Origin of the sequence: Staphylococcus caeli (assembly GCF_051413795.1) — a bacterium.
Classification (GTDB): Bacteria; Bacillota; Bacilli; order Staphylococcales; family Staphylococcaceae; genus Staphylococcus; species Staphylococcus caeli_A.
Map to the genome: position 1 here is coordinate 1 of NZ_JBOIRQ010000003.1, position 23,479 is coordinate 23,479.

Consider the following 23,479-nt stretch of genomic DNA (forward strand, 5'->3'; position numbering starts at 1 on the left):
GGACGATCTACTCCTCTCTATAACTATAAAAAATAGCTATGAAAAAATCTATCGTCATAGATTTCTTCATAGCTAATCTTAGTATGTTTTTGATATTTAAATGATATTATATTTTTTGATAAGACTTACGATTTCTAAAAAATAAACTAATGATTAACAAAGCAATACTACAACCTAAAAGTGTAATAGAATTATGAATAGCATCAGCTTCTGTTAACACTTGAGTCGGTTTAACAGTAAGATAGTATTGACTCATAGACTCAGCAATGCGCGTTGCTATATTTTTAATGAGGTATGAAAAACCAAAAGTAATAATAAACATGATTGCAATGATTAGTAAATTAACGATTTTTAAAGCAGTTCTATTAAATATTAGCGTCAAAATCGTCAATATTAAACTTAAGATACAAGCTATAAAAAACACATAAAAAACTAAAATCAGACGATCGATACTTGTTTGTAAATCATTAATATTGTCAATATTGAGATTTAAATTTGCTACATCATTCATCGTATTTTGAAAATTTGTAAGTTGATGGAAATTAATAGGTGTTTTAGCAAAAACCAAATTAAATAAAGGTTCTTTAAACATGCTATAACCTGAAATTGCGACTAAAATAAGGACGATAATCTGTATAATCATACTTACCCATGATTTTTTCTTCTTTCCAAAACGTGTTCCACGTTGCATGGGTTCACTGGTAAAGCTATGTTCAAAATTTTTGAATTGATTGCTACTATTATTTTCGGTCATAATATGTACCCTCCTTTTATTATTATTACTCCAGTATGATTTTATTACTTTTATTTTGTTATAATGTTCAATAACTGTTACATTTTAGTTATTACAAAAATTAACTTGAAAATTTTCGTCATATTATAACTATATTTTGATGCATTGAATTAATTTTACCATAAAATTAATTTAAATAAATTAAAGATTAAAAACAGATTGGATTGAATTTGTATGAAATCAAGATTAACTAGTAAGTTTATTAATAAGTATTTATTACCGCATCGTTCTATCATTTTTAATTCTGAACAAGCATTCGATGAATTCTTGACTAAACGAAAAACGCTCAATGAAAAGAAACATAAGCAGCCAGAAACGTTAAATGTAAAATCTGATTTAGATAAACAAATGTTAGGTGATATGCAAGTTTTTAGATTCCGTTTTAGACATAGTCATGAAAAGAAAATACTGTATATACCTGGTGGTTACAATATATTACAACCTTCTGCATTTCATTGGAGGTTTATGGATAAGCTTGCATTAAGTACTTTAAATGAAGTAGTGATGCCAATTTATCCGAAAGCACCTAATTATAATATTGATGATACATTTAAGGCTATTTTTGAAATATATAATCAATTATTAACTGAAGTTAAAAGTGAAGATATTGTGATTATGGGTGATGGTACAGGTGGCGCGCTAGCACTAAGTATGATCCAACAATTGCGCGAAAGAAATGAACCGTTACCTAGCAAGTTGTATTTAATCTCACCTATGCTAGACGCACAATTAGATAATGAAGGTATCACTGAAGCGCTAGATAAGAAGGATGTAATTGTTGATAGAGAAGGCGTTCAAAAAATATTAGACGTATGGTCACAACATTTACCATTAGCAGACAAACGTGTATCACCAATTAATGGGACTTTAGAGGGATTACCACCGATATTTATGTATGGTGGAGCTTATGAAATCTATTTACCAGATATGCAACGTTTTGCGGAAATGTTGAGAGACAATGATCAAGAAATTCATTTTTATGAATATAAGCGCATGATACATGCATTTCCACTATTACCAATTCGTGAGTCGCATAAAGTAGTTAAACAAATTGTAGAAACGTTGAACTTTGATTAAATCAAAGCATTATGAGGCTAGGGCATAAAAATGTCCTAGCTTGTTTAGTATTGTTTATAATAGGTAAGATCAAAAATCACTATACTCTGCATGTTAAAATTTAAGATTGTGTAACTGTACTATTTACTGCATCGACAACTGATTTTTGTCCCATTAATGTATAATGGTGAGCCAAAATAACATCGTAATCAGCTGGTGGATAGCCGATATTTTTAAAATTTGTAAACGAACGGTTATAACTATTTAAAATGGATAAAGTATAGGTATTGAAGTTAGTTATAAATGAAGTATCATCATGATTATCTTTTAAAATTGTGTCTATAGCATCGATAGCTTTTTTCTGACCTTGCAGGTAACTAATATCAAGACCACGTTTGATTAGCTTATTATCTGGTCCATTTAATACAAGGGACTTACTTTGATTTAGTTCGCTAAGTTCATATTTAGTATTATCGAATAAATCGTACAATTGGCTTTCAACTGCTGTATGAATATCCTGTGTCATTTTACCACTCCTTATCTTGAAATGCTGATACGGTGACCCAACTGCTTTGGCCATTCAATCAGTTGTTGATTATCGTAATAGGTGATGATTTGTGATGCATACTGTTCTGGGAAAGGGGCAGTTTTTTGCGTTTTACGATCGATTCCTAACATTAATGCTTCATTAGTAGCAACTGTAGTCCCATCTTCCTTAGATAAGATAGAAAAGAAATGAACACTTTTTTCATTATAGTCATATAGATAAATCGCAATTTGATAATGCTCGTTTGCAGTTAATTGGGCTAAATATGCAGTGTGTTCCTCTACTGTAAAAAGGGTATAATCTAATGCTTCGCGTTCGTCTAATGATAAGCCATGTTCATAATTAAATTGATTTATAGCTTCACTAAAGACGATATTGTAATGTGCATCGTGTACATGGTTATTATGGTCAATCATGTCATTTGTGACTTGTTGCGACACAGTGAAAGTCGTGTTCATTAGTACAACTCCTAAAGTTAAGATTAATGCTTAAATTTTAACATGTTTATATGAATTTTGTAGCTTGTTTGCATCAAACAAAGCTTCACCTTACATACAACCCATTTCATGGTAAAATGAAGGAAATGATTTGAGGAGGTACGTCGTGAGTTTAACAATCAAATATCAAACTACCGAGCAATCATTAACACAAGTTTCACATTTCAGTGAAATACCTCAATCAGCAACGTTTATATGGTGTGATTTTGATGACCCAACACAAGCGGAAAATGCAATTTTAGAATCACATTTTAATTTTAATAAACTAGAAATCGATGATACAGTGAATGGTACACCAAGAGCGAAATACAAGGCATATGAATCCTATCAATACTTAGTCTTTCATAGTATGGATACCCGTATGAATGGAGATAAAGCACTAAATTTATTTATCAAAGACAATACACTCATCACATATCACCATAAGCCTTTCGAGAGTTTAAAAGAAATTGAACAAAAAATTGTAACACAATTTAACAAAGATTTAGATACATCAGATGTAGCTTTGTTTATTTTAGATCAACTAGTAGATAATTATTTTCATCTTATAAATGAAATTGAAGATAAAGTATTTGAATTTGAAGATTTTCAGTTAAGTGAACAATCAACAAAACGAATTATGGAAGATGTATTCAAAATACGTTCTAATATCATAAAAATGAAGCGCGTTATTTATCCAATGCATGAATTGATTGATGATATCAAAGAAAGTAAGCTATTACTTGTAGATGCAAAAAATCATATGTATATTCAACATATAGAGGATCATATTATCAAGCAACAGAATATCCTGAAAATGGCGCAAGAGATGACAAATGAGATTAGAGATAATTATGCATCTTACACTTCATTTAAAATGAACAATATCATGCAAGTATTAACATTAGTGTCTGTAATATTTTTGCCACTCACATTAATTACAGGTATATACGGCATGAATTTTACAAATATGCCTGAATTGAAATGGCATTATGGTTATTATATTGTCTTATCATTGATGTTAGCGATCAGTGTAGGATGTATATATTATTTTAAAAGGGAAAAATGGTTTTAGAAACTTAAGTAATGAATGTAGCGCACGATGATTTTACAAAATTGATTGAAAGTAGGAGCAGAAGATGAGCGATAACAAAAGAGAACAAAGAAAAAATGAACATGTAGAAATTGCAATGGCACAACAGGATGCTACCGTTTCTGATTTTGATGGCATAAGGTTTGTCCACCATTCAATCCCTAACATTGATGTAGATGATGTAGATTTAACAAGTCATTTAAAAGATTTCACATTAAATCAACCTTTGTATATTAATGCAATGACAGGTGGAAGTGAATGGACGAAACAAATAAACGAAAAATTGGCAGTAATTGCACGTGAAACTGGTATGGCAATGGCTGTTGGTTCAACACATGCAGCATTGCGAAACAGTAAAATGGCATCGTCATTTACAGTAGTTAGAGACACAAATCCTAATGGTATTATCTTTAGTAATGTAGGGGCAGATGTACCTGTTGATAAAGCTATTGAATCAGTAAGATTGCTAGATGCACAAGCGCTACAAGTACATGTAAATGCACCTCAGGAACTTGTTATGCCAGAGGGAAATAGAACATTTTCAACATGGATGGATAATCTTGCTCAAATTGTTAAGCGTGTAGATGTTCCAGTCATTGTAAAAGAAGTTGGCTTTGGCATGAGCAAAGAAACGATTAAAAGCTTAAATGAAATTGGTATTTCATATGTAGATGTAAGTGGTAGAGGTGGTACGAATTTTGTTGATATTGAAAATGAAAGACGTACATACAAAGATATGGACTATTTAGGGCAATGGGGGCAAACTACGGTTGAGTCACTATTGGAAAGTACTGCACATCAACAAGATATGAACATTTTAGCAAGTGGTGGAGTAAGAACACCATTAGACGCAGTGAAATGTTTAGCATTAGGTGCAAGTGCGGTTGGTATGTCACGTCCATTCTTAAATCAAGTAGAACATAATGGCATTACGGAAACATTGAATTATACAGAACAATTCATTGAGCATATGAAGAAAATAATGACAATGTTAGATGCTAGAACAATAAAAGATTTAAAACAAACGCAAATGGTTTTAAGTCCAAAGTTACAATCTTGGATAGAACAAAGAAACCTAGATATTCACTAATATTTTTAATGCTATTTAATAATAGAATAAATGGAGGGGAAGACATATCAGATGTCTTCTCCTCCATTTTATTGTTTCATATGACTTAAACAAGATTTATTTGAAAACGTTAATAAATGTTGTGACGATGGGTACACCGAGTAAGTCGATTAGAAATGCGCCAACGATTGGCACGACTAGGTATGCTTTTGGTGAAGCACCGTATTTTTTAGTAATAACGTCTAAATTTGCCATCGCATTGGGTGTAGCACCAAGTCCGTGACCAATAAAGCCACCAACCATCACTGCAGCATCATAATTTTTACCTAAGCCGCGGAATAAAATAAATACCGAGAATAGAATAATAAATATGACTTGTACCAAAACGATGATAATTAATGGTATTGCTAATTGATAAATTTCAGTCAATTGTATACTCATCAATGCAATAGATAGGAATAGGCTCAATGAAATGTCGCTAATACTGTCTACGATTTTCATATCAATCAATTGTAAGTTTCCGTATTCAGAGATATTGCGAATAATTACGGCAACAAACATTGCACCTACGTAAATAGGGATATTAATACCTGTTAAATCCGTAAAAGTATTACCTATGTAAGAACCGATAGCCATACAAATAGCAACAATAGAAAATTGTAATAAGAATATTGTTGTTGGAGCCATGCGTTGATGTAAGTATGAGTTACTCTCGCTCTTTCCATAATCTTTAGTCATGGCTTCGGCTTGTTTAGGTTGTAGTTGATGTTTATTGATTAAATATTTTACAACGGGACCGCCTATTAAACCGCCAGCCACTAATCCTAACGTTGCAGCTGCTAGAGCTGCAGTAACAGCGGAATCTATACCTAGGTCTTTGATTGTTTGACCATATGCAGCTGCATTACCATGTCCACCTTCCATTGACATTGAACCTGCAGTAAGACCGAGCAGTGGCGGAATATTTAACACTTTCGCCAAAGATACACCGATGACATTTTGGAAAAATGCAAGAATTCCACAGAAAATGAAATAAAGAATGAGTACTTTACCACCCAATTTGAGTAATTTAAGTGAAGCGCCTAGACCAATTGTTGTAAAGAATGCGAGCATGAAGAAATTCTGGATAAATTCAGAATCTAATTTAATAGTTAATATATTTAAAGACTGTAAAATGGCAACAAGTATTGCAAATAGCAATCCTCCAATAACTGGTGCAGGTATGCATAAACGTTTCAAAATATTGACATGATTAACGATATAAACACCTAGCAAATATAAAATGCTTGCTAGCGCTAAGGTCGTTATCGCATCTAACGTTAACATAGAGATTCCCCCTTATTTTAGATTTAAAAACAACTGTAATTGTAGTAAACGCTTACAAAACCCATGCTTACTATTATACAGATTATAAAACGAGAATGATAGTGTCGCTCATTTTTTAAAGTAAAATTTGAATATAACTAATCATTAATCAGTACCTTGCAATGTATAGTAGTATATGGTATATTCTTTTTGAAAGCACTACTGTATTATGTATAGTACGGATTTTTAGCAAAGGAGGACTTGAATGAACAGTCAATTTAAAAAAGGTGCACTTGAACTCATCGTATTATTAATTATAAAACGAGATGATCAATATGGTTATTCACTCGTTCAAAATATTTCACGATATATGACAATAGCAGAAGGTACAGTTTATCCGTTGCTTAGAAGATTAGTAAAAAGCGGTGAATTAACAACATATTATCAACCCTCAACAGAAGGTCCAGCAAGAAAATATTATCAAATTACGGATCAAGGTAAAGAACGATTACAACTATTATTAGAAGAATGGCGTGCATTTTCTCATGCGGTAGATCAATTTATTAAGGAGAGTGACTCTAATGCGTAGAAATGAATATTTAAAACAATTACATAAACATTTAAAACATGTAAACGATAATGAGCGTCAGGATATTATTAATGAGTATGACACGCACTTTTATAGCGGGTTACAAGAAGGTAAATCAGAGGAACAAATTGCAGAAGAGTTAGGAAATCCAAAACAGTTGGCAAAGGAATTAAATGCAAGTGCGGCAATTGAAAAGGCGGAACAAAGTAATCAAGTTGGAGATGTAAGTCAAGCTATTTTAGCCGTAATGGGACTTAGTATTTTAAACTTCTTCGTCATCTTAATCCCATTTATTATTATTTTGAGTATTGTGTTGACGTTCATACTGACGACAGTATCATTTATTCTTTCGCCATTAGCACTGATTTTTAAAGGTATGGTTGAAGGATTTCAAGAAATAATCTTGTTAGATATTTTCGTAACGGGCGCAATGTTTGGTGCTGGATTGATGCTATTTGTTATAACGTACCTTATTACTAAAGGATTTTATATATTATGCGTTAAATATTTAAAATGGAATATTCAAGTAATGAAAGGGAGTGTTGGCAAATGAAGAAAGCATTAATAGTCATTTTTATTATTGGATTTATTTTAACGGTCGTTTGCGGCATTGGTGGTGTTCAACAATTTAAAGAAGAATATAAAAAAGCAAATCACACGACGACAAATTTTAATGAAACGTATAATGATTCAAAAATTAAATCTGCTGATATAAAGATAAGATATAGTAATTTGACCATTAAAAAAGGTAATGAATTTAAAGTCACATCAAAAGGATCGAATGACAAAATTAACATGGATGCGAAAGTAAAAGGCGATAAATTAGTAGTAAGCGATTATAAAGGATCGTCTAATATTAATATTTCATTTTTAAATTTAAGATATAATGATGTTGTTGTTACAATTCCTAAAAAGTTAAAGGATTTAGATGTCACTACAGATAATGGACTTATCAATATTCAACAAATCGAAGCGGATCAAGCGAAACTATTTTCAGATGTAGGAGACTTAACATTAAAGCATTCTAAATTTAATAATTTAGTTGCTACAGGAGATACAGCTGAAATTGATATTAAACATACAACTTTTAATCGCGGAGAGTTTAAAACGGATACCGGAGATGTGAAGATAGAACAAGTACCTGCTGATAAACCAATACAGATTCGCACAGATACCGGGAATGTAGAGTTAGTATATGGTCAGAATGAACCTAAAAATAGTCAAATTGATTTTACTGGCGATACTGGAGAGTTAGATATAGAGCATGAACGTTTTAAAGATAAGAAAGTGGGATATGGTGATAATCGAATTACCATTGAAACAGATACAGGTGATGCAACAATAAAATAATACGTTTAGTAGAAAGGATAGTGTCAATTCAATGACATTATCTTTTTTTTGATTTACTATATATAACATATGGAAATCCTAAGAAATAAGGAGAAAATTTATGGAACAATCATTACGTAGTGAAAAACAATATGGTGCTTTAGCATTGTTACCATTACTTATATTCTTAATATTGTATATTGGTGTGGGTATTACATTTACGATTATGGGAAAAGCTGATGCTTTCGATCAACTTCCACGCCATGTTGCAATCCTTATCGGTATTGTTATCGCATGGACTTGCTATGATAGAAAAACGGCTTTCACTAAAAAAGTTCAAATTTTTACAGAGCATGCAGGTAATTCAGGCATTGTGAATTTAGGATTGATTCTATTATTAGCAGGTGCATTTTCAACCGTAACGTCTGAAATGGGCGGAAAAACAGCAATGGTCAACATGGGGTTATCCGTTATTCCACCGAGTTTACTCATTCCAGGCATATTTATAATGAGTGGATTTGCAGCGTTAACGCTAGGTACATCAACTGGAGCGCAAGCGGCGTTTATTCCAGTGGGTGTCGCAGTAGCACAAGCAGCTGATTTAAGTGTAGCTGCAGCAGGTGCAGCCGTAATTGCTGGTGCATATTTTGGTGATAATTTGTCGATTATTTCGGATACAACAATTGCTGCTACCAATGGTGTTGGTGCCAAAATGCGCGATAAATTCAAAATGAATGTCTTAATTGCTATACCAGCGGCGACCATTACAGCTATCTTCTATGCAATTGTAGGCGGTACAGGAAAAGTTGACGGTGATTTAAGCTTTAACTTTATTAATATTTTGCCGTATTTATTTGTGTTAATTGCAGCGATTGCAGGGTTAGATGTTATTCTGGTGTTAATTATTGGAATTGTTATGGCAGGTGTTTTGGGAATTGTACAAGGTCAAATGGGCGTATTCCAATTTACAAAAGCAATAGGTGATGGTATGGAAAGTATGTTTACCATCTTCTTAGTGGCGTTCTTGGTTTCAGGTCTTGTTGCGCTCATTCGTTATTATGGTGGTATAGATTGGATTATTAAAACGATGAAAGCGAAGGCCAAAGGGCGTAAAAGTGCAGAATATGTCATCAGTTTAATGTCTGGTGTGTTATCAGCGGCGTTATCACATAACACACTTGCTATTATTATATCTGCACCGATTGCTAAAGAAATTGGAGATGAATATAAAGTGCCACCAAAACGCATGGCGAGTTTACTTGATATTTTTGCTTGTTGTGCTTTGATGGTATTGCCACATGATAGCGGTATGCTTATGGTAGAAAAATATGGGGACGTATCCTATCTAGAAGTTTTAAAATATTCATTTTATCCAGTGATATTTGTGATTTGTACGATTATCACAATACAATTTGGTCTTTTAGATAAAAATAAATCAACAAGATAACTGATGGTCTCAGAGTTGAAATAAAATTCTGATATAACAAATAAAGACATGTGACTCTTATCATTTTTTGTGAATAGAGTACATGTCTTTTTTGTATGATTAAGTTCGCCAAGTTGTATCTGGTTGTAACATATCTGATTTACGCATACGTGACACATATGGGTTGCCTTTGACAGTAAAGCGTAAGGGTTTATGTGTCCATTCTCCTTTGTTTGGTATACCAATACGACTGCTGGCTTCTATTGATTTTGGGTATTTACGATGTTTTGTATCTATTTTAAGGCGACCTTCATTCACTCTTGAACCGTCTAAATGTCTAGGTATATTAAAGGCTTTTGTCCATTTACCAGGACCATTGGTAAGTGAAACACCTGATTTACCACGATTTAATTGCATTAATTCTATGCCTTCTTCAGGCTCAACTGCTCTTATAAGGACGCCTTCAGGTTGTCCTTCCTGTTGTGTAACAAAATTTATTAATAAATGAGTGTGCATGACATGTGCGTAAATTGTGCCACCACGCTTATATAAAGACTCTACTTTAGGTGTTCGCTTACCTTTATAACCATGAGCAGCTTGATCATTTTTTCCGATATAAGCTTCTGTTTCTACAATATATCCTGTGAAAGTTTGTAACTCATCTTGATAGATGATACGTACCCCTAATAAATCTTTCGCTATTGTAATTGTATCTCGTTGTAAAAAATCCATAATGCATCCTCCAATTGAAGATTGTAAAACTAAATTTTTTTAAATGTTTTTAAAATATTTGTAAAATTGTGTTACTAGTACTATAAATATTTGGTACACTATTTATTATAAGATTAGTAGGGAATATACATACAAAGTTATTATACTAAGTATAAAATAATTCTAATCTAAAACAAACAATTATGAAACGAGGGATAATATGGAGAGGAAAGTTGGTTTCAAAGAAGCATTAAAAATGTTTTGGAAAAACTATGTTAATTTCAAAGGGCGTTCTCGTAGAAGTGAGTATTGGTACATGGTGCTTTGGCATTTAATCTTTATGGCACCTGCACTTGTATTGTATTTCTTCGCTTTAATCTTTTTGGCATCAGGAGCTGCGTCAAATTCTGAGGGTATGTTGGCATTTGGTGTTATTTTAATGTTCTTAGGCATTGGTTATTCATTAATTTACAGTTTGGCAACACTTGTACCGAACTGGGCGCTTATGATTAGACGATTCCATGATACGGGCAGAACAATGTTATTACCATTAATCTTTTTAGGGGTATTTGTCGTTACTTATCCAATTACTATTGTAATCAATATTCGTGACGAACAACTAACAAATCCAATCAACATGGTACTTATGATTTTAATTTGTCTAATTTATTTTGGTTTTAGTATCTTTATGATTGTGATTGCATGTCTTGATAGTGAACGAAAAACTAACAAATATGGTCCAAGCCATAAATATGGTAATCATATTCCGGCATCTAATAAGGACACACAAGCTTATAATCAAAATCAATCAACAAATCAAACATCGAATCAATCAACAAATCAAGCGGCTAATAATGCACAACACAATAGCAACTTGAACGAAGACAATAGCGATACGAAACAATTCAATCGCAATAATTATCCTTTTGGCGAACATCAGGATGATAAAAACCCTTCATCAAATCATAATAACGACCATAAATATTAAGTTGTCGTGAAATATAAAGGCCAGCAACTTCACCCTAATATCAGGGCTGTTGCTGGTCTTTTTTTGATTTAAACAAGATAGGATAACTCAGGGTGCTCTTTACCTAATAAATCATGCAATGCTTTATATCTTTGAAACAACACTTCATATTGTTTAACTTTGTTAGAATCAGGTTGTTTACGATAATAAACAGGTTGCTTCATATGTTGTACAGTTTCTTTTAAAGTTGGATAAGCACCGCCTACGTTCGCGCCTAACATAGCTGCACCGAGTGCAGTCGCATTACTTGAATCAATAACAACGACTTCTTTATTTAATACATTTGCGTAGATATCGACGAGTAACTCACTTTTAATAGGTATTCCACCTGCTGCATATACAGTTTGTACAGGAATATCATTATTTTCGAATTGCTGCATAATCATCTTTGTACCAAATGCTGTAGCTTCTATATAAGCGCGGTGTATCATAGCGAAAGGTGTCTGTAGGGTTAGACCAAAGATACTTCCAGTGAGATGACTATCACTTAAGATGCTACGATTACCATTATGCCAATCTAATACAGTCACATGTTGTTTTTCAATAGGAATTTCTTTTGCAAGTGCTTCTAAATATTCTAGAACTGTTATACCTTGCTGTTCTGCCTCATCAACGATGTCTTTAGGCGCAAGACTTGCAGAATAATTAAATAAATCTCCAACAGCTGCTTGTCCAGCTTCATAAGCATAGAGACCAGGGATGATGGCATCCTTTACAGAACCAGTAATAGCAGGGATAGGTGCTTGTTTGGCATCAAGCATCAAATGACAAGTACTTGTCCCTATAACGGGTGTGAATTCACCTTGTTCTATTGCACCTACACCTAATACACCAGAATGTGCATCAATTATGTATGGTGATATTTGTACGTCAGCAGATAGTCCCCATAAATTTTGATAATAAGGACTCAGTGATCCTGCACTTTCACCAATGTTTACGACAGGCGCTTCACATTTACTTTTTATAATTTCGGGTAATTCAGGATCGACTGCTTCGAAAAATGAATAGTTATAGCCATTTGATTCATTGTAAAACCCTTTAAAGCCAATACCACAGTTAGAACGAATATTCTTATCAGTAAGTAAGCTGACGAGATAATCTCCTGCTTCCATGATGTAAGCACACTGATCTAGTATTTCTGGCGCTTTATGTTTCACTTCTAAAATTTTAGGAATCATCCATTCACTATTGACACTATGTCCATAAAAATCTAGCCAGGAAGGATTCACTTTATCACTGATTTCCTTCATATATGTAGCTTCATCTTGTGCACCATGATGTTTCCATAATTTTACATATGCATGAGGATTATCTTTTAAATTATCATGTAAGTGCAGTGGTTTGAAATCTTTGTCTAAAAATACAATCGTACAACTTGTAAAGTCTAAACCAATACCCACTACTGACGATGGATCTACATCGCTATCTTCTAAGACATAATTTATGCCTTCTTCTAGAATAGAAGTATAATCTTCTGCATGTTGTAAAAAATAATTGTGTGGTAATTCTGTACCATTTAATGAACCAGAAATCGTACCATGTGGATATGTTTTAATGTAGGTTGAAATAATTTCTCCATTAGCGGTATCTACTAAAAATACGCGGCCTGAAGCGGTACCATAATCGATGCCGATACTATAAGTCATGTTACATTGCCCCCTAATATTATTTTTAGAAATAAGCCGATATCTTATTTAATCTAATGATAGTGCTTACATATAGTGATGTAAAGTTAAGTCTTTTACAAAAAATGAAAGTAGGCGTGTCGTCATTATTTAAAATTTGTGCAGCAACGTTACGAAATAATTAATTTTAAAGAAGTGATTGCTATTTCATGAATGAAGCTAATTTTAATTGGTAATTAACATAAAATTTAAAATGTATATTTGATATCACAAATGGTATCATCAAGGTAGTATATTTATAAAAGAGAGGTGTTAAGGCAGTATGTCATTAAACATAGAGCATGTCACAAAAAAATATAAAAATTTTACTGCGGTAAATGATATCTCATTATCGTTAGAAAAAGGAAAGATGCTAGGCTTTTTAGGCAGAAATGGTGCGGGCAAAACAACAACGTTTAGAATGATATTAGGACTGACTCCAATTACCGAAGGACACATTACATATAATGGACAAAAAGTTGATCGTGCGATTTATGATCGTATCGGTTATTTGCCAGAAGAGCGAGGATTACATCCAAAGATGAAAGTGGAAGACGAATTACGTTATTTGGCCACTTTAAAAGGGATGAAGTCCAAAGCGATAACGAAAGAGATTGATTACTGGTTGGAACGATTCGATATCAAGGAAAATAAAGAAAAGAAAATCGAAGCACTTTCAAAAGGTAATCAACAAAAAATTCAACTTCTAGCAAGTATGTTACATAAGCCAGAATTATTAATTTTGGACGAACCTTTTAGTGGATTAGATCCGGTTAATGTTGAATTATTAAAGTCTGCAGTGCAAGATTTAAATGATGCGGGTACAACAATTATATATAGTTCACATAGAATGGAACATGTGGAAGAACTTTGTGATAATGTCTGTATTTTGAATAAAGGCGAACTGGTTGTTTCAGGGGCAATTGATGATGTGAAAGCAAACCATGGTAATAAGAGCGTGGTTATTGAGACACATCATGAAATGCCAGAAATAGAGCAAGTTCCAGGCGTACTAAAAGTAGATAGGAATAAACGTGAAATTAAGGCAATGATTGAGACAGAACATGTAGCTGAAAAAATTTATGACATCGTAACACAGTATGGTTTTGTTAAACGATTCCAAGTAGTAGAACCAACACTCAATGAAATATTTATAGATAAAGTAGGTGATATCCATGGATAAGTTTTGGGCTACGTTTTCACTTACTTATAGAAATAAAGTTAGAACTAAATCATTTATGATATTCACAGGGTTAGTCATTCTGTTAATGCTTGCTGCATCTAATGTTAATAAAATTATCGATTTATTCGATGATGGTCCGGATAAAATAGGTGTTGTTGCTTCAAATACAGAAATTTATAAAGCATTGACAGCGCAAGGAAAGCAGCTAGATGATGGTGCTAAATTTAAGAAAGTTACAGAAAAGCAAGCGAAAGCACAAGTGAAAAATGAAAAGTTAGATAAAGCGTATATCATTAATATGAAAGACAATAATAAACTTTCAGGTAAAATTGTTAGTAAAGATACAGTGTCAGATCAAGAAAAACAAAAATTGCAAGTCACTTTATCAACGATACAAACACAATTAGTTGCGTCGAATTTGAAGTTGTCACAAGAAAAGTTGCAACAATTGCAGGCACAAAGTGATGTTACTTCAGAAATTGTTGCAGATAAGGCAAACAATTCAAACTTAAATGAAGCTCAAAAAGGCTTTAATACATTAATGGTTTATGCAGGTTTAATGCTTATCTTCTTTATCGTATTTAATTATGCGAGTCAAGTTGCTATGGAAATTGCTACTGAAAAAACATCACGCGTAATTGAAATGATCATCACGAGTGTTTCACCAGTAACACATATTTTGGCTAAGATTACCGGTGTGATTGCAGTAGCGATTACACAACTTGTCATATTTGCAGTCTTTGGTGCATTATGTTTCTTAATATTCGATATCGGTGATATGTTGAAAGGATTTAAAATAGAACCGAATGAATTAACACTGCAAATTTCAATCGTTGGCGTTATTTCACTTGTAATCGGGATTCTGTCATATGTTATTATGGCAGCGATTTTAGGAGCGATAACGGCACGTATTGAAGATATCAACCAGGCATTGATGCCAATGACTTTAGTCAGCATGATTGCCTTCTATGTTTCACTATTTAGTGTTATGAACCCAAATACATTATTGACGAAGATAACAAGTTTTATCCCATTATTATCACCATTTGTAATGTTTGTACGTTCGTCTTCACCAGAAGTGGCTGTATGGGAAATTGTGGTTAGTATCATATTATCAATTATCACGATTTTCATCTTATTGTGGATTGCTGTTCGTAGTTATAAAAATACGATTCTTAGTTTCGATAAAGGATTTAAGCATTCTATGAAGCGCATATTTAATAAAAATTAATAGTTTCATATATAAAGCTGCCCTCAATTATGAGAAGGGCAGCTTGTTTAATTAAAAAATTAAAAAATATAGAAAATGAAGTAAGAGTAAAAATTCATAATTTTAGCATTTTTTAGTATAAAATCAGAAAAAAATATAACAATTATCAATATTGTCTGATAGAATTTAGAGTGCATATAAAAAATATGTTATATCAACGCTACATTATAAAGATATAATTTTTCGAAATTGACTCGATACGCATCGACTTTACCAACTATATGCAGGAGGGAAACATAGCGCGTTGCTATGCATGTTGGATTCGATAGCTAATAGTATGTGTTATTAAACGTTTAACGATGAAGAATAGGTGAGGGAACATCTATTTATTATTGTCTTGAAATTGAAATGGCTGATCTAAATTTATGACGATACCCCTCGAAATAAATGAATGGATTGCTGCTTTTACAATTTGAGATATATTCATGATTAAACGTCATATCTAAACATTAAAAGTACAATGTTTGAAAGGGAGTAATGAATGATGTTTGCAAAAGTAGAAAGTCAAAGTAATGGTATTGATTTGATTAAAATTGATAATGAAGAAACAAAAATTGTTTTTACTAACTATGGAGCGAGAATTGTATCTTGGAAATATGATGATAATAATATAGTGCTAGGTAATGTTGTCGAAGCTGATGAATTTTATGAGGCGAATCCTTATAACTTTGGTGCAACAATTGGCCGTTATGGTGGTAGAATTGCGAATGCAACATTTGAATTGGACGGTAAGACATACGTCTTAGATGCAAATAATGGTGGGCATAATTTACACGGAGGACCAAAAGGTATAGACCGTCGTTTCTTTGAATATAAAATATAAGAGCAAGTTGGGCAAGTGAAGGTTATTTTTTCAACAACAATTAAAAGTGAAGATGATTATTTCCCGGGTGATATAGACTTAGAAGTGATACATACATATGATGTTGATCACAAATGGACGGTTGAATACAAGGCAGTTGCAACAGAAAAAACTTTATTCAACCCTATGAACCACGTTTACTTTAATTTAAATAGAGATAATAATGTTATAGATAATCATGCAATTTCAAGTTCTAAATTAGATATGTATTTATTAGGTGAAGACAATATTGTAAAAGATCTGCAACCATTAAATTTAGTCGATGTGTTTAACGAAGAAACTATACAATTTAAAGATATTTTTAATAGTGAGCATCCTATAGTGAAACAGCAAATGACTCAATTTGGTGGTATAGATCATCCATTTGATATTGGTGGGCAAGAAATGAAGGTTGAAAATAAGCATTTCGTACTAAAAGTTAATACGGACATGCCAAATATTGTTATTTATACATTTAATGATACTACTGGATGGCAAAGTGATTTTAATATTTATAAGTCACATTCTGGATTTACATTGGAAACGCAATATTTACCAAATGATATTAATTTATTAGGTGATAAAGCACCATCAATCTTAGAAGCCAATGAACCATTCTATTCTAAAACATCATATAAAATATCTGAAAAATAAATAAAATAGTACTTATAAATAGGAGTGAGGCGATTCGTTAATTAGATGAATTATCTCACTCCTGTGTTATATAAGTACTATTATTATGCTTTTTGAGCACGTTTTAGAAATCGTTCGAGTTTTGAAATCCGTTGAGCAGTTAGATAAGGATTCTTGAGGGCATATTGTAAACGTTCAGTATTTTTATTGTCATTATAGTATAGGTCATTGAGCTCGAAAACTGAAAGCTTTGCTTCATTTTCTGCATTTTTCAACAATTTCAAATGTGCATCTGCAGGTACATTGCCCTCTTGAATAACTCTAAAATAGAACCCTGTTTTACATGTTTTGGACATGCGTTTGACTAAATCAGATATTTTATATTTTTCTTGAATCTTCCAACAAGGTTCTCTAATTTCCGATACTTCTATAATGGCATCACCTAACTGAAATTGATCGCCAAAATGTACATCTCGTTCGTCTAAATTTTGAGCGGTTAAATTTTCGCCAAACATTGCATATTCCGGAAGTTCAGCGATGTCATTTTTCCATAATTCATAATTGTGTTTACTATACAAACACACTGCTTTATCTGGCCCACCATGGTCTTTGTATTCTTGTTCATCTTCAGTAAATCCCGTCTGTGTGAGCCACATGTGACCTGTGAATTTTTCTTTGTTTAAAGCAGAACGCATTGGTCGCTTGGAACTGTATGGTAAGTCTTGTATTTTTCCTGTTGAAATGGCATCTAATGCATAAATCATAATGTTGTACCCCCATCGTCTAATTATTTTAATTTTAAAACAAACTACTAATTATGCAAGTAATGAGATAATTTAGTCACAGAAAATTATTTTACAACTAGGTATTTTAATAAATCTCATGTACAATAAAAGTAAAAGTACAGTGTAAAAGGGGAAGCATGATGGATAAGAAACAGTTGAAAATGAGTACATTTAATGATGCATTAGCACAAATAAAAGATGGTATGATTGTTGGTATCGGCTCTGGATCAACAATTGAATTGCTTGTCCCAAAAATTGCAGAAAAACTTGAACAAGAGCAAATCAATATTACAGGTGTATGTACGTCTAATAAGACTGCATTTATCGCTAAAAAACTAGGCATACGTATTATTGATGTGAATGATGTAGAAAGTATGGATATTGCAATCGATGGTGCGGATGAAATTGATAATGACTTGAATCTAATTAAAGGTGGCGGTGGTGCACTGTTTAGAGAAAAAGTTATCGATGCTATGGCGGATCGATTTATTGTATTGGCTGATGAAAGCAAATGTGTCGACTATTTAGGCCAAACATTCAAGTTACCAGTGGAAGTAGATAAGTTTAATTGGTTGTTAGTTTCAAAAAAAATTACTGCTTATGACAATTTGATTGTTGAACGTCGTATGGTAGATGACGTCCCATTTATAACAGATAATGGAAATTATATTTTGGATGTTGTACTTAATGAACGTATCAAACCTTTAGAGATGCATGAATTTCTCATTCATCTTATCGGGGTATTAGAAACAGGGTACTTCTTGAATGTTACTGATCAGGCGATTATTGGGACAACGTCTGGCGTTAAAATTATAGATAAATAAGAAAACACCGTTATTCCTAAATTGCTAGGAATAACGGTGTTTTCATTGTGAAGTAATTTTAAGTGAATCGTTCACAAATTCTCTTAACGACGGTGGTTTCGATTGTTTTTTCTATCAAAAGAAGTACGCTCAGATGCAGTATCACGTGTATTTTCTTGATAATCTTGTTCAATCTCTGCTTGGGCATCAGTTACCGCAGAAGATTTACGATTTGAAGCATAACGTGCATTTGTTTTTAAATCGTCAGTCGATGAATTCGTGTTTGCTTTTTCAGTAGAAGCTTCTACCGCACTGTTTGCACGTGTATTTGATTGTTCTTGCTGATGCGTTGTTTCGTTATTAGGTGTATTTTCAGAAATGATATTGTTACGACTAGCATCTTGTTCGCTTTGATGTGTGTATGTGTCATCATGCGTAACATTATCTGTTTGTGATGCTTCATCTGAATGCTCAGTTGTATGACTAGGCGTTGTTGTATCTGAGTCCGAATTTGAATAAGTTTCAGTGTTGTGGTTATCTGTTGCTACATCATTAATATTGTCTTCACTGTCATCATTTACGTGATCTAGATAATTATTTTCATCAACTTCATCTAAATTACGTTTAGTAAAGAAGTAGAGTAACACGCGAATGATTAAGCTAAGTAATATATATACGATAGCTACAACTACTGTAGAAAGTGCAATCACTTTCATTGCAAATACTTCACCTAATTCTTCATTAAATAAGAATACTAAACCAAATGACATTGCCGCGTGAAAGACCATTGCGATATATATCGTACGTCCTTTTGTTGCGCGGATTAATTCACCAATAATCATTGAGAATGCAAATGAGTATAAGAAACTGAACATTGCAAATTCAAAGCTGAACGCAATATTCGCATTCCATACAGCATACATAATACCGACAATGATTGAAGAGAAGAAAGTATTCATTTTATTTTCAACAATATGTTGTAAATAAGAACGGAATCCAATTTCTACTAGGAATGCCATTACTAGTTGTCCTATAAGAATTGTGAAGACTGACACTGATAAATCTTTAGCTTGTAATAATACAAAGCTATCTGCAAATATATTAAAACTTGTCATGGCTATTATAAAAATGATTAAAGGTAAAACAAGTGCTAAAATAAGACGTTCAATCACTTTTAAGCTTATTGTGAATTTCAAACTTTCAATTTGTGTGCCTTTGTCCTTAAATACTGCAATACAAATAATCATTGCAATAAATGGGGCAATTGTACTCATATCAAAGACAAAAGCTTTGAATGGAACAGAACTTTGTAAATCTTTCAGTATAATAGGTGATGCATAAGCAATAATAAAGAATATAAAAATCATCATTGCCCATTGAAAACCTGGTATACGTTTTGTATTCATTATGTAACCTCCAATAGGGTTCAAAAAAATCATTTGTACCTAATTATACATATTTATGGTGGATAAATAAATTAAATTCCTGATTTATCATTGAAATGTAATAGTTTGGAGAAAATGTAACATTAAATTGAAATATTTATTGCGAAATTTTGAAATTATTAGGCAGACAAATGGGTAAACATAATTATAAATTGAATTGATGAAAATGTAAGCGTATACTTTTAAATGGATAATAGTTAAAAGGAGGAGCATTATGTATAAATTAGCACAACGTGATCTTTGGACTGGAAGATTGGATAGTGACACAGATGAATCACAGTTTAGACACTTTCAAACCATAGCGTTTCGCAACATTGAAGATAACTATGACGAGGTACGACATGGAGTTGGGTTGTTAGGTTATGAAGTAGACAAAGGTGTTGAGCTAAATAAAGGGCGTACGGGTGCTAAAGAAGGGCCAAACGCCATTAAGAAAACATTTGCTAATTTACCTGTCATTAGGCAATGCCAAATATATGATTATGGTAATGTAATACATGATCACGAACATTTAGAAGAAACACAGAAGGAATTTGGACAACTAGTTGCCAAATCTATACAAAAACATAATCAGACCTTTTTGCTTGGTGGTGGGCATGATATTGCGTACGCACAATATTTAGGTACCAGAGAAGCTTACCCTGATGCCTCAATTGGTGTCATAAATATAGATGCGCATTTTGACACGAGGGAAGCACCAGGTTCAACATCGGGTACAAGTTTCAGACAGATATTAGAACAAGATAATGATGCAGATTATTTAGTATTAGGTATTCAACAAAGTGGTAATACGCAATCCTTGTTCGACTATGCTGAAGCACGAGGCATTGGTTATGTATATGCTGATGAACTCTTACACCAAATTTCTCCTCCGATTAAAGATAAAGTAGAACGATTTGTACACGATCATGATGTGATTATGTTTACGATTTGCATGGATGCGATTGATAGTGCATTTGCACCTGGCGTGAGTGCTAATGGTGTACTAGGATTAACGCCTCATATTGTACTTGAATTGGCAAAACGTATTATTCCGAACGACAAAGTGGTATCGATAAGTATTGCTGAAACAAATCCTAAGTATGATATTGACCAAAGGACAGCAAAATTGTCGGCTAATTTTTTACATCATTTTATTCTCTAAAATTCCAATAATCGATACATTGGTCGATGAAAGAAAGCACGCGTGATGCGTGTTTTCTTTTTTTTAGGTAATTGATATAAATAGAGCGTGTCAATTTAGGCTTAATATCAATAGCGTCTAAATCACGTGCATTGAAAGATTGATAGTAAACTCTAGGAATTACAGCGTAACCAAGACCTCTATGTACAAAATTTGTAGCTGCTTCGAAACGATCTACTTCAATTACGATGTTTGGATGAATGTTCATTCGATTAAAGTAATCATCAAGGTGTTTGCGCACTTGTGAACCTTTCGTTGGTAGAATTAACGGTAGATGCGCAATAGAAGTTGTATGCGTATTTGGAAAAGCATTTTTAGAAGTTAGTAACACATATGATTCCTCGTAAAGTGGTATAGAAGTGATGGCTTCATGACTAATTTGTTCGTTTGTAAAAGCGACATGACTTTCAAAGTTTATTAATAATTCGATGATTTTACTTTGATCGTGAACTTCGGAAATAAGGTAGGTTTGATTGTCATTAAGTTTTGCATGTGTTGCTAAAATTTGTGAAATCCATTGATTAGTGGATTCCAAAATTGAAATTTTGATTTTAGCTACATGGCCCATTTTAAGATCATGCATTTTCTCAAGTGTTTGATGATAATTTTGGATTAGCTGTTGGGCATAATTATAAAAATGAATGCCTTTTTCAGTAATTTTGATATCCTTCGTAGAACGCATCAAAAGATCATAGCCTAAATCTGCCTCCATTTTCTTAATTGTTGTTGTAAGGGATGGTTGACTAATATGTAAAAAATTAGCCGCCTTAGTAAAACTATTGTAGTTTACAACAGCAACAAAATATTCCAATTGAATGATTTTCATGATAAGCACCTCATATGATTTGAGTTATTTATAGTTTTAAGTTATTAATAATTAGTTTATTTATATTGGTAGTCTATATTTTATCATACTATACTTAGAAATATAGAGGGAGATGTACTTTCATGTAAGGGGCGTGGAGTACATGTGGAAATTTTTCATTTATAGTTTCATTGGCATTATATTTTTCTTTGTACCAATTACAATCAATGGTCAGTCGACAATTATGATTGACCATGTTGTGCAATGGATTACAGCATTGGTTCATCCAATATTGCCATATTATGTGTTGATTTTAATTATTATTGGTGCAGCACATCCATTTATAAATAAAAAGTGGAACCAATCTAAAACAGATATGATTTTTAGTTTCTTTAAAGTCATAGGGATTGTGATTGCATTGATGGTTGTGTTCAACTTTGGACCGAATTTTGTATTGAAAGATAGCATTGGTCCATTTTTGTATGAAAAGTTAGCGATACCATTAAGCGTATTAATACCTATTGGTGCTATATTTTTATCATTTTTAGTTGGATTTGGATTATTGGAATTTATCGGTGTTATATGTAGACCAATCATGCGACCAATATTTAAAACACCTGGTAAGTCAGCTGTAGATGCCGTCGCATCATTTGTAGGCAGTTATTCTATTGGATTACTCATTACAAATAGAGTCTATAAAGATGGTGGATATACACATAAAGAAGCTGTCGTGGTAGCAACAGGATTTTCGACAGTATCTGCAACATTTATGATTATCGTTGCCAATACATTAGGTATTATAGAACATTGGAATCTTTATTTTTGGTTTACACTCGCAGTCACATTTATTGTTACTGCAATTACTGTACAACTCCCACCTATAAGATTTGAGAAAAATACAACGCATCAAGTACAACCATACAAAAAAGAAGTACGTAGAGATATGCCTTTATTAAAAGAATCATGGTTAGAAGCTAAATTAGCAGTTGAACATTCGAAGTCTTTGGTTGAAAATGTTGTAGAAAATCTAAGAGACGGTGTAAAGATGACGATTGCTATATTGCCATCGATTATGTCTATAGGATTTTTAGGACTGATTATTGCGGAATATACACCCATAATTGAATACATTTCTTATATTTTTTATCCATTTATAAGTATATTTCCAGTCAAAGATGTTGCTGTTTTGGCACAAGCATCAACGATTTCAATTGTTGAGATGTTGTTGCCAGCAGCAATTGCGCAAACAGCCGATTTAGCTACACGCTTTACAGTTGCTGTGATGAGCGTATCAGCGATTATTTTCTTTTCAAGTGTAGTACCGGTAATTCTATCTACAGAAATCAAAGTTTCGGTTGGAAAATTAGTCATTATTTGGTTTGAACGTGTAGTTCTGACTTTATTGATTACAATTCCATTTGCATTGTGGATTTTTTAGTAAACGTA

At 32.7% G+C, this 23,479-nt stretch carries 22 protein-coding genes and 1 pseudogene; 14 read left to right on the top strand and 9 right to left on the bottom strand.

Features of this window, described 5'->3' with window-relative positions; genetic code table 11:
- Nucleotides 1-106 precede the first annotated feature (106 nt).
- Complete coding sequence (locus tag ACSULM_RS02560; protein WP_436860283.1) at nt 107-754, bottom strand: hypothetical protein; 648 nt, start codon at nt 752-754, stop codon at nt 107-109.
- 213 nt (nt 755-967) lie between these two features.
- Here ACSULM_RS02560 and ACSULM_RS02565 point away from each other — a divergent pair, with 213 nt between their 5' ends.
- Nucleotides 968-1,870, top strand: coding sequence for an alpha/beta hydrolase fold domain-containing protein (locus tag ACSULM_RS02565; RefSeq protein ID WP_436860285.1), 903 nt, complete (start codon nt 968-970; stop codon nt 1,868-1,870).
- A 100-nt stretch (nt 1,871-1,970) separates the two neighbouring features.
- Here the strand turns inward: ACSULM_RS02565 and ACSULM_RS02570 are convergent, their stop codons facing one another.
- Both ACSULM_RS02570 and ACSULM_RS02575 read right to left on the bottom strand, forming a co-directional pair.
- The gene (locus ACSULM_RS02570) at nt 1,971-2,375 is read right to left on the bottom strand and encodes a hypothetical protein (protein WP_436860287.1); all 405 of its coding nucleotides are present in this window, start codon (nt 2,373-2,375) and stop codon (nt 1,971-1,973) included.
- 11 nt (nt 2,376-2,386) lie between these two features.
- On the bottom strand, nt 2,387-2,854 hold the full coding sequence (locus ACSULM_RS02575) for a thioesterase family protein (RefSeq protein ID WP_436860289.1): 468 nt from the start codon (nt 2,852-2,854) through the stop codon (nt 2,387-2,389).
- A gap of 145 nt (nt 2,855-2,999) precedes the next feature.
- On the opposite strand from ACSULM_RS02575, the gene corA reads away from it, so the two are divergent.
- Both corA and fni read left to right on the top strand, forming a co-directional pair.
- Nucleotides 3,000-3,947 (top strand): magnesium/cobalt transporter CorA, encoded by a 948-nt coding sequence (gene corA / locus ACSULM_RS02580; protein ID WP_436860291.1) that lies wholly within the window; start codon nt 3,000-3,002, stop codon nt 3,945-3,947.
- A gap of 64 nt (nt 3,948-4,011) precedes the next feature.
- The gene (gene fni, locus ACSULM_RS02585; protein ID WP_436860293.1) at nt 4,012-5,055 is read left to right on the top strand and encodes a type 2 isopentenyl-diphosphate Delta-isomerase; all 1,044 of its coding nucleotides are present in this window, start codon (nt 4,012-4,014) and stop codon (nt 5,053-5,055) included.
- Nucleotides 5,056-5,151: 96 nt separating this feature from the next.
- On the opposite strand, the gene gltS is transcribed toward fni, so the two are convergent.
- Nucleotides 5,152-6,360, bottom strand: coding sequence for a sodium/glutamate symporter (gene gltS, locus ACSULM_RS02590; RefSeq protein ID WP_436860295.1), 1,209 nt, complete (start codon nt 6,358-6,360; stop codon nt 5,152-5,154).
- Between the two features lie 244 nt (nt 6,361-6,604).
- On the opposite strand from gltS, the gene ACSULM_RS02595 reads away from it, so the two are divergent.
- From ACSULM_RS02595 to ACSULM_RS02610, 4 genes are all read left to right on the top strand, one after another.
- The gene (locus ACSULM_RS02595; protein ID WP_069995146.1) at nt 6,605-6,928 is read left to right on the top strand and encodes a PadR family transcriptional regulator; all 324 of its coding nucleotides are present in this window, start codon (nt 6,605-6,607) and stop codon (nt 6,926-6,928) included.
- Nucleotides 6,921-7,481 (top strand): DUF1700 domain-containing protein, encoded by a 561-nt coding sequence (locus ACSULM_RS02600; protein ID WP_436860296.1) that lies wholly within the window; start codon nt 6,921-6,923, stop codon nt 7,479-7,481. Before ACSULM_RS02595 ends, ACSULM_RS02600 begins: the two co-directional genes overlap by 8 nt.
- On the top strand, nt 7,478-8,278 hold the full coding sequence (locus tag ACSULM_RS02605) for a DUF4097 family beta strand repeat-containing protein (protein WP_436860298.1): 801 nt from the start codon (nt 7,478-7,480) through the stop codon (nt 8,276-8,278). Before ACSULM_RS02600 ends, ACSULM_RS02605 begins: the two co-directional genes overlap by 4 nt.
- A gap of 100 nt (nt 8,279-8,378) precedes the next feature.
- On the top strand, nt 8,379-9,704 hold the full coding sequence (locus ACSULM_RS02610; protein WP_436854612.1) for a Na+/H+ antiporter NhaC family protein: 1,326 nt from the start codon (nt 8,379-8,381) through the stop codon (nt 9,702-9,704).
- Between the two features lie 99 nt (nt 9,705-9,803).
- Here ACSULM_RS02610 and ACSULM_RS02615 read toward each other — a convergent pair whose 3' ends face one another.
- Nucleotides 9,804-10,415, bottom strand: a complete 612-nt coding sequence (locus ACSULM_RS02615; RefSeq protein WP_436860300.1) for a DNA-3-methyladenine glycosylase — start codon at nt 10,413-10,415, stop codon at nt 9,804-9,806.
- 199 nt (nt 10,416-10,614) lie between these two features.
- On the opposite strand from ACSULM_RS02615, the gene ACSULM_RS02620 reads away from it, so the two are divergent.
- A complete protein-coding gene (locus ACSULM_RS02620; protein WP_436860302.1) occupies nt 10,615-11,382 on the top strand; it encodes a DUF805 domain-containing protein in 768 nt (255 codons plus the stop codon).
- Nucleotides 11,383-11,450: 68 nt separating this feature from the next.
- On the opposite strand, the gene ACSULM_RS02625 is transcribed toward ACSULM_RS02620, so the two are convergent.
- Entirely contained in the window at nt 11,451-13,067 is a 1,617-nt protein-coding gene (locus tag ACSULM_RS02625) for a ribulokinase (protein ID WP_436860303.1), read from the bottom strand.
- 301 nt (nt 13,068-13,368) lie between these two features.
- Between ACSULM_RS02625 and ACSULM_RS02630 the strand changes: the two genes are divergently transcribed.
- The 3 genes and pseudogenes from ACSULM_RS02630 (at nt 13,369) to ACSULM_RS02640 (ending at nt 17,033) form a co-directional block, all read left to right on the top strand.
- The gene (locus ACSULM_RS02630; RefSeq protein ID WP_436860305.1) at nt 13,369-14,268 is read left to right on the top strand and encodes an ABC transporter ATP-binding protein; all 900 of its coding nucleotides are present in this window, start codon (nt 13,369-13,371) and stop codon (nt 14,266-14,268) included.
- Nucleotides 14,261-15,499, top strand: a complete 1,239-nt coding sequence (locus tag ACSULM_RS02635) for an ABC transporter permease (protein WP_436860307.1) — start codon at nt 14,261-14,263, stop codon at nt 15,497-15,499. The genes ACSULM_RS02630 and ACSULM_RS02635 overlap by 8 nt, the downstream gene beginning before the upstream one ends.
- A 523-nt stretch (nt 15,500-16,022) precedes the next feature.
- Nucleotides 16,023-17,033, top strand: a pseudogene (locus tag ACSULM_RS02640) (aldose epimerase family protein).
- An 83-nt stretch (nt 17,034-17,116) separates the two neighbouring features.
- On the opposite strand, the gene ACSULM_RS02645 reads toward ACSULM_RS02640, so the two are convergent.
- A complete protein-coding gene (locus ACSULM_RS02645; protein ID WP_436860309.1) occupies nt 17,117-17,776 on the bottom strand; it encodes an MOSC domain-containing protein in 660 nt (219 codons plus the stop codon).
- A 158-nt stretch (nt 17,777-17,934) separates the two neighbouring features.
- Between ACSULM_RS02645 and ACSULM_RS02650 the strand changes: the two genes are divergently transcribed.
- Complete coding sequence (locus ACSULM_RS02650; RefSeq protein WP_436860310.1) at nt 17,935-18,621, top strand: ribose 5-phosphate isomerase A; 687 nt, start codon at nt 17,935-17,937, stop codon at nt 18,619-18,621.
- Between the two features lie 83 nt (nt 18,622-18,704).
- On the opposite strand, the gene ACSULM_RS02655 is transcribed toward ACSULM_RS02650, so the two are convergent.
- Nucleotides 18,705-20,006: a CPBP family glutamic-type intramembrane protease gene (locus ACSULM_RS02655; protein WP_436860313.1), complete on the bottom strand. Its 1,302-nt coding sequence runs from the start codon at nt 20,004-20,006 to the stop codon at nt 18,705-18,707.
- 253 nt (nt 20,007-20,259) lie between these two features.
- On the opposite strand from ACSULM_RS02655, the gene hutG reads away from it, so the two are divergent.
- On the top strand, nt 20,260-21,189 hold the full coding sequence (gene hutG / locus ACSULM_RS02660; protein ID WP_436860314.1) for a formimidoylglutamase: 930 nt from the start codon (nt 20,260-20,262) through the stop codon (nt 21,187-21,189).
- On the opposite strand, the gene ACSULM_RS02665 is transcribed toward hutG, so the two are convergent.
- Complete coding sequence (locus ACSULM_RS02665) at nt 21,179-22,054, bottom strand: LysR substrate-binding domain-containing protein (RefSeq protein WP_436860316.1); 876 nt, start codon at nt 22,052-22,054, stop codon at nt 21,179-21,181. The two genes, hutG and ACSULM_RS02665, sit on opposite strands and share 11 nt — an antisense overlap.
- Before the next feature lie 142 nt (nt 22,055-22,196).
- On the opposite strand from ACSULM_RS02665, the gene ACSULM_RS02670 reads away from it, so the two are divergent.
- Nucleotides 22,197-23,471: a YjiH family protein gene (locus ACSULM_RS02670; RefSeq protein WP_436860317.1), complete on the top strand. Its 1,275-nt coding sequence runs from the start codon at nt 22,197-22,199 to the stop codon at nt 23,469-23,471.
- Nucleotides 23,472-23,479 lie beyond the last annotated feature (8 nt).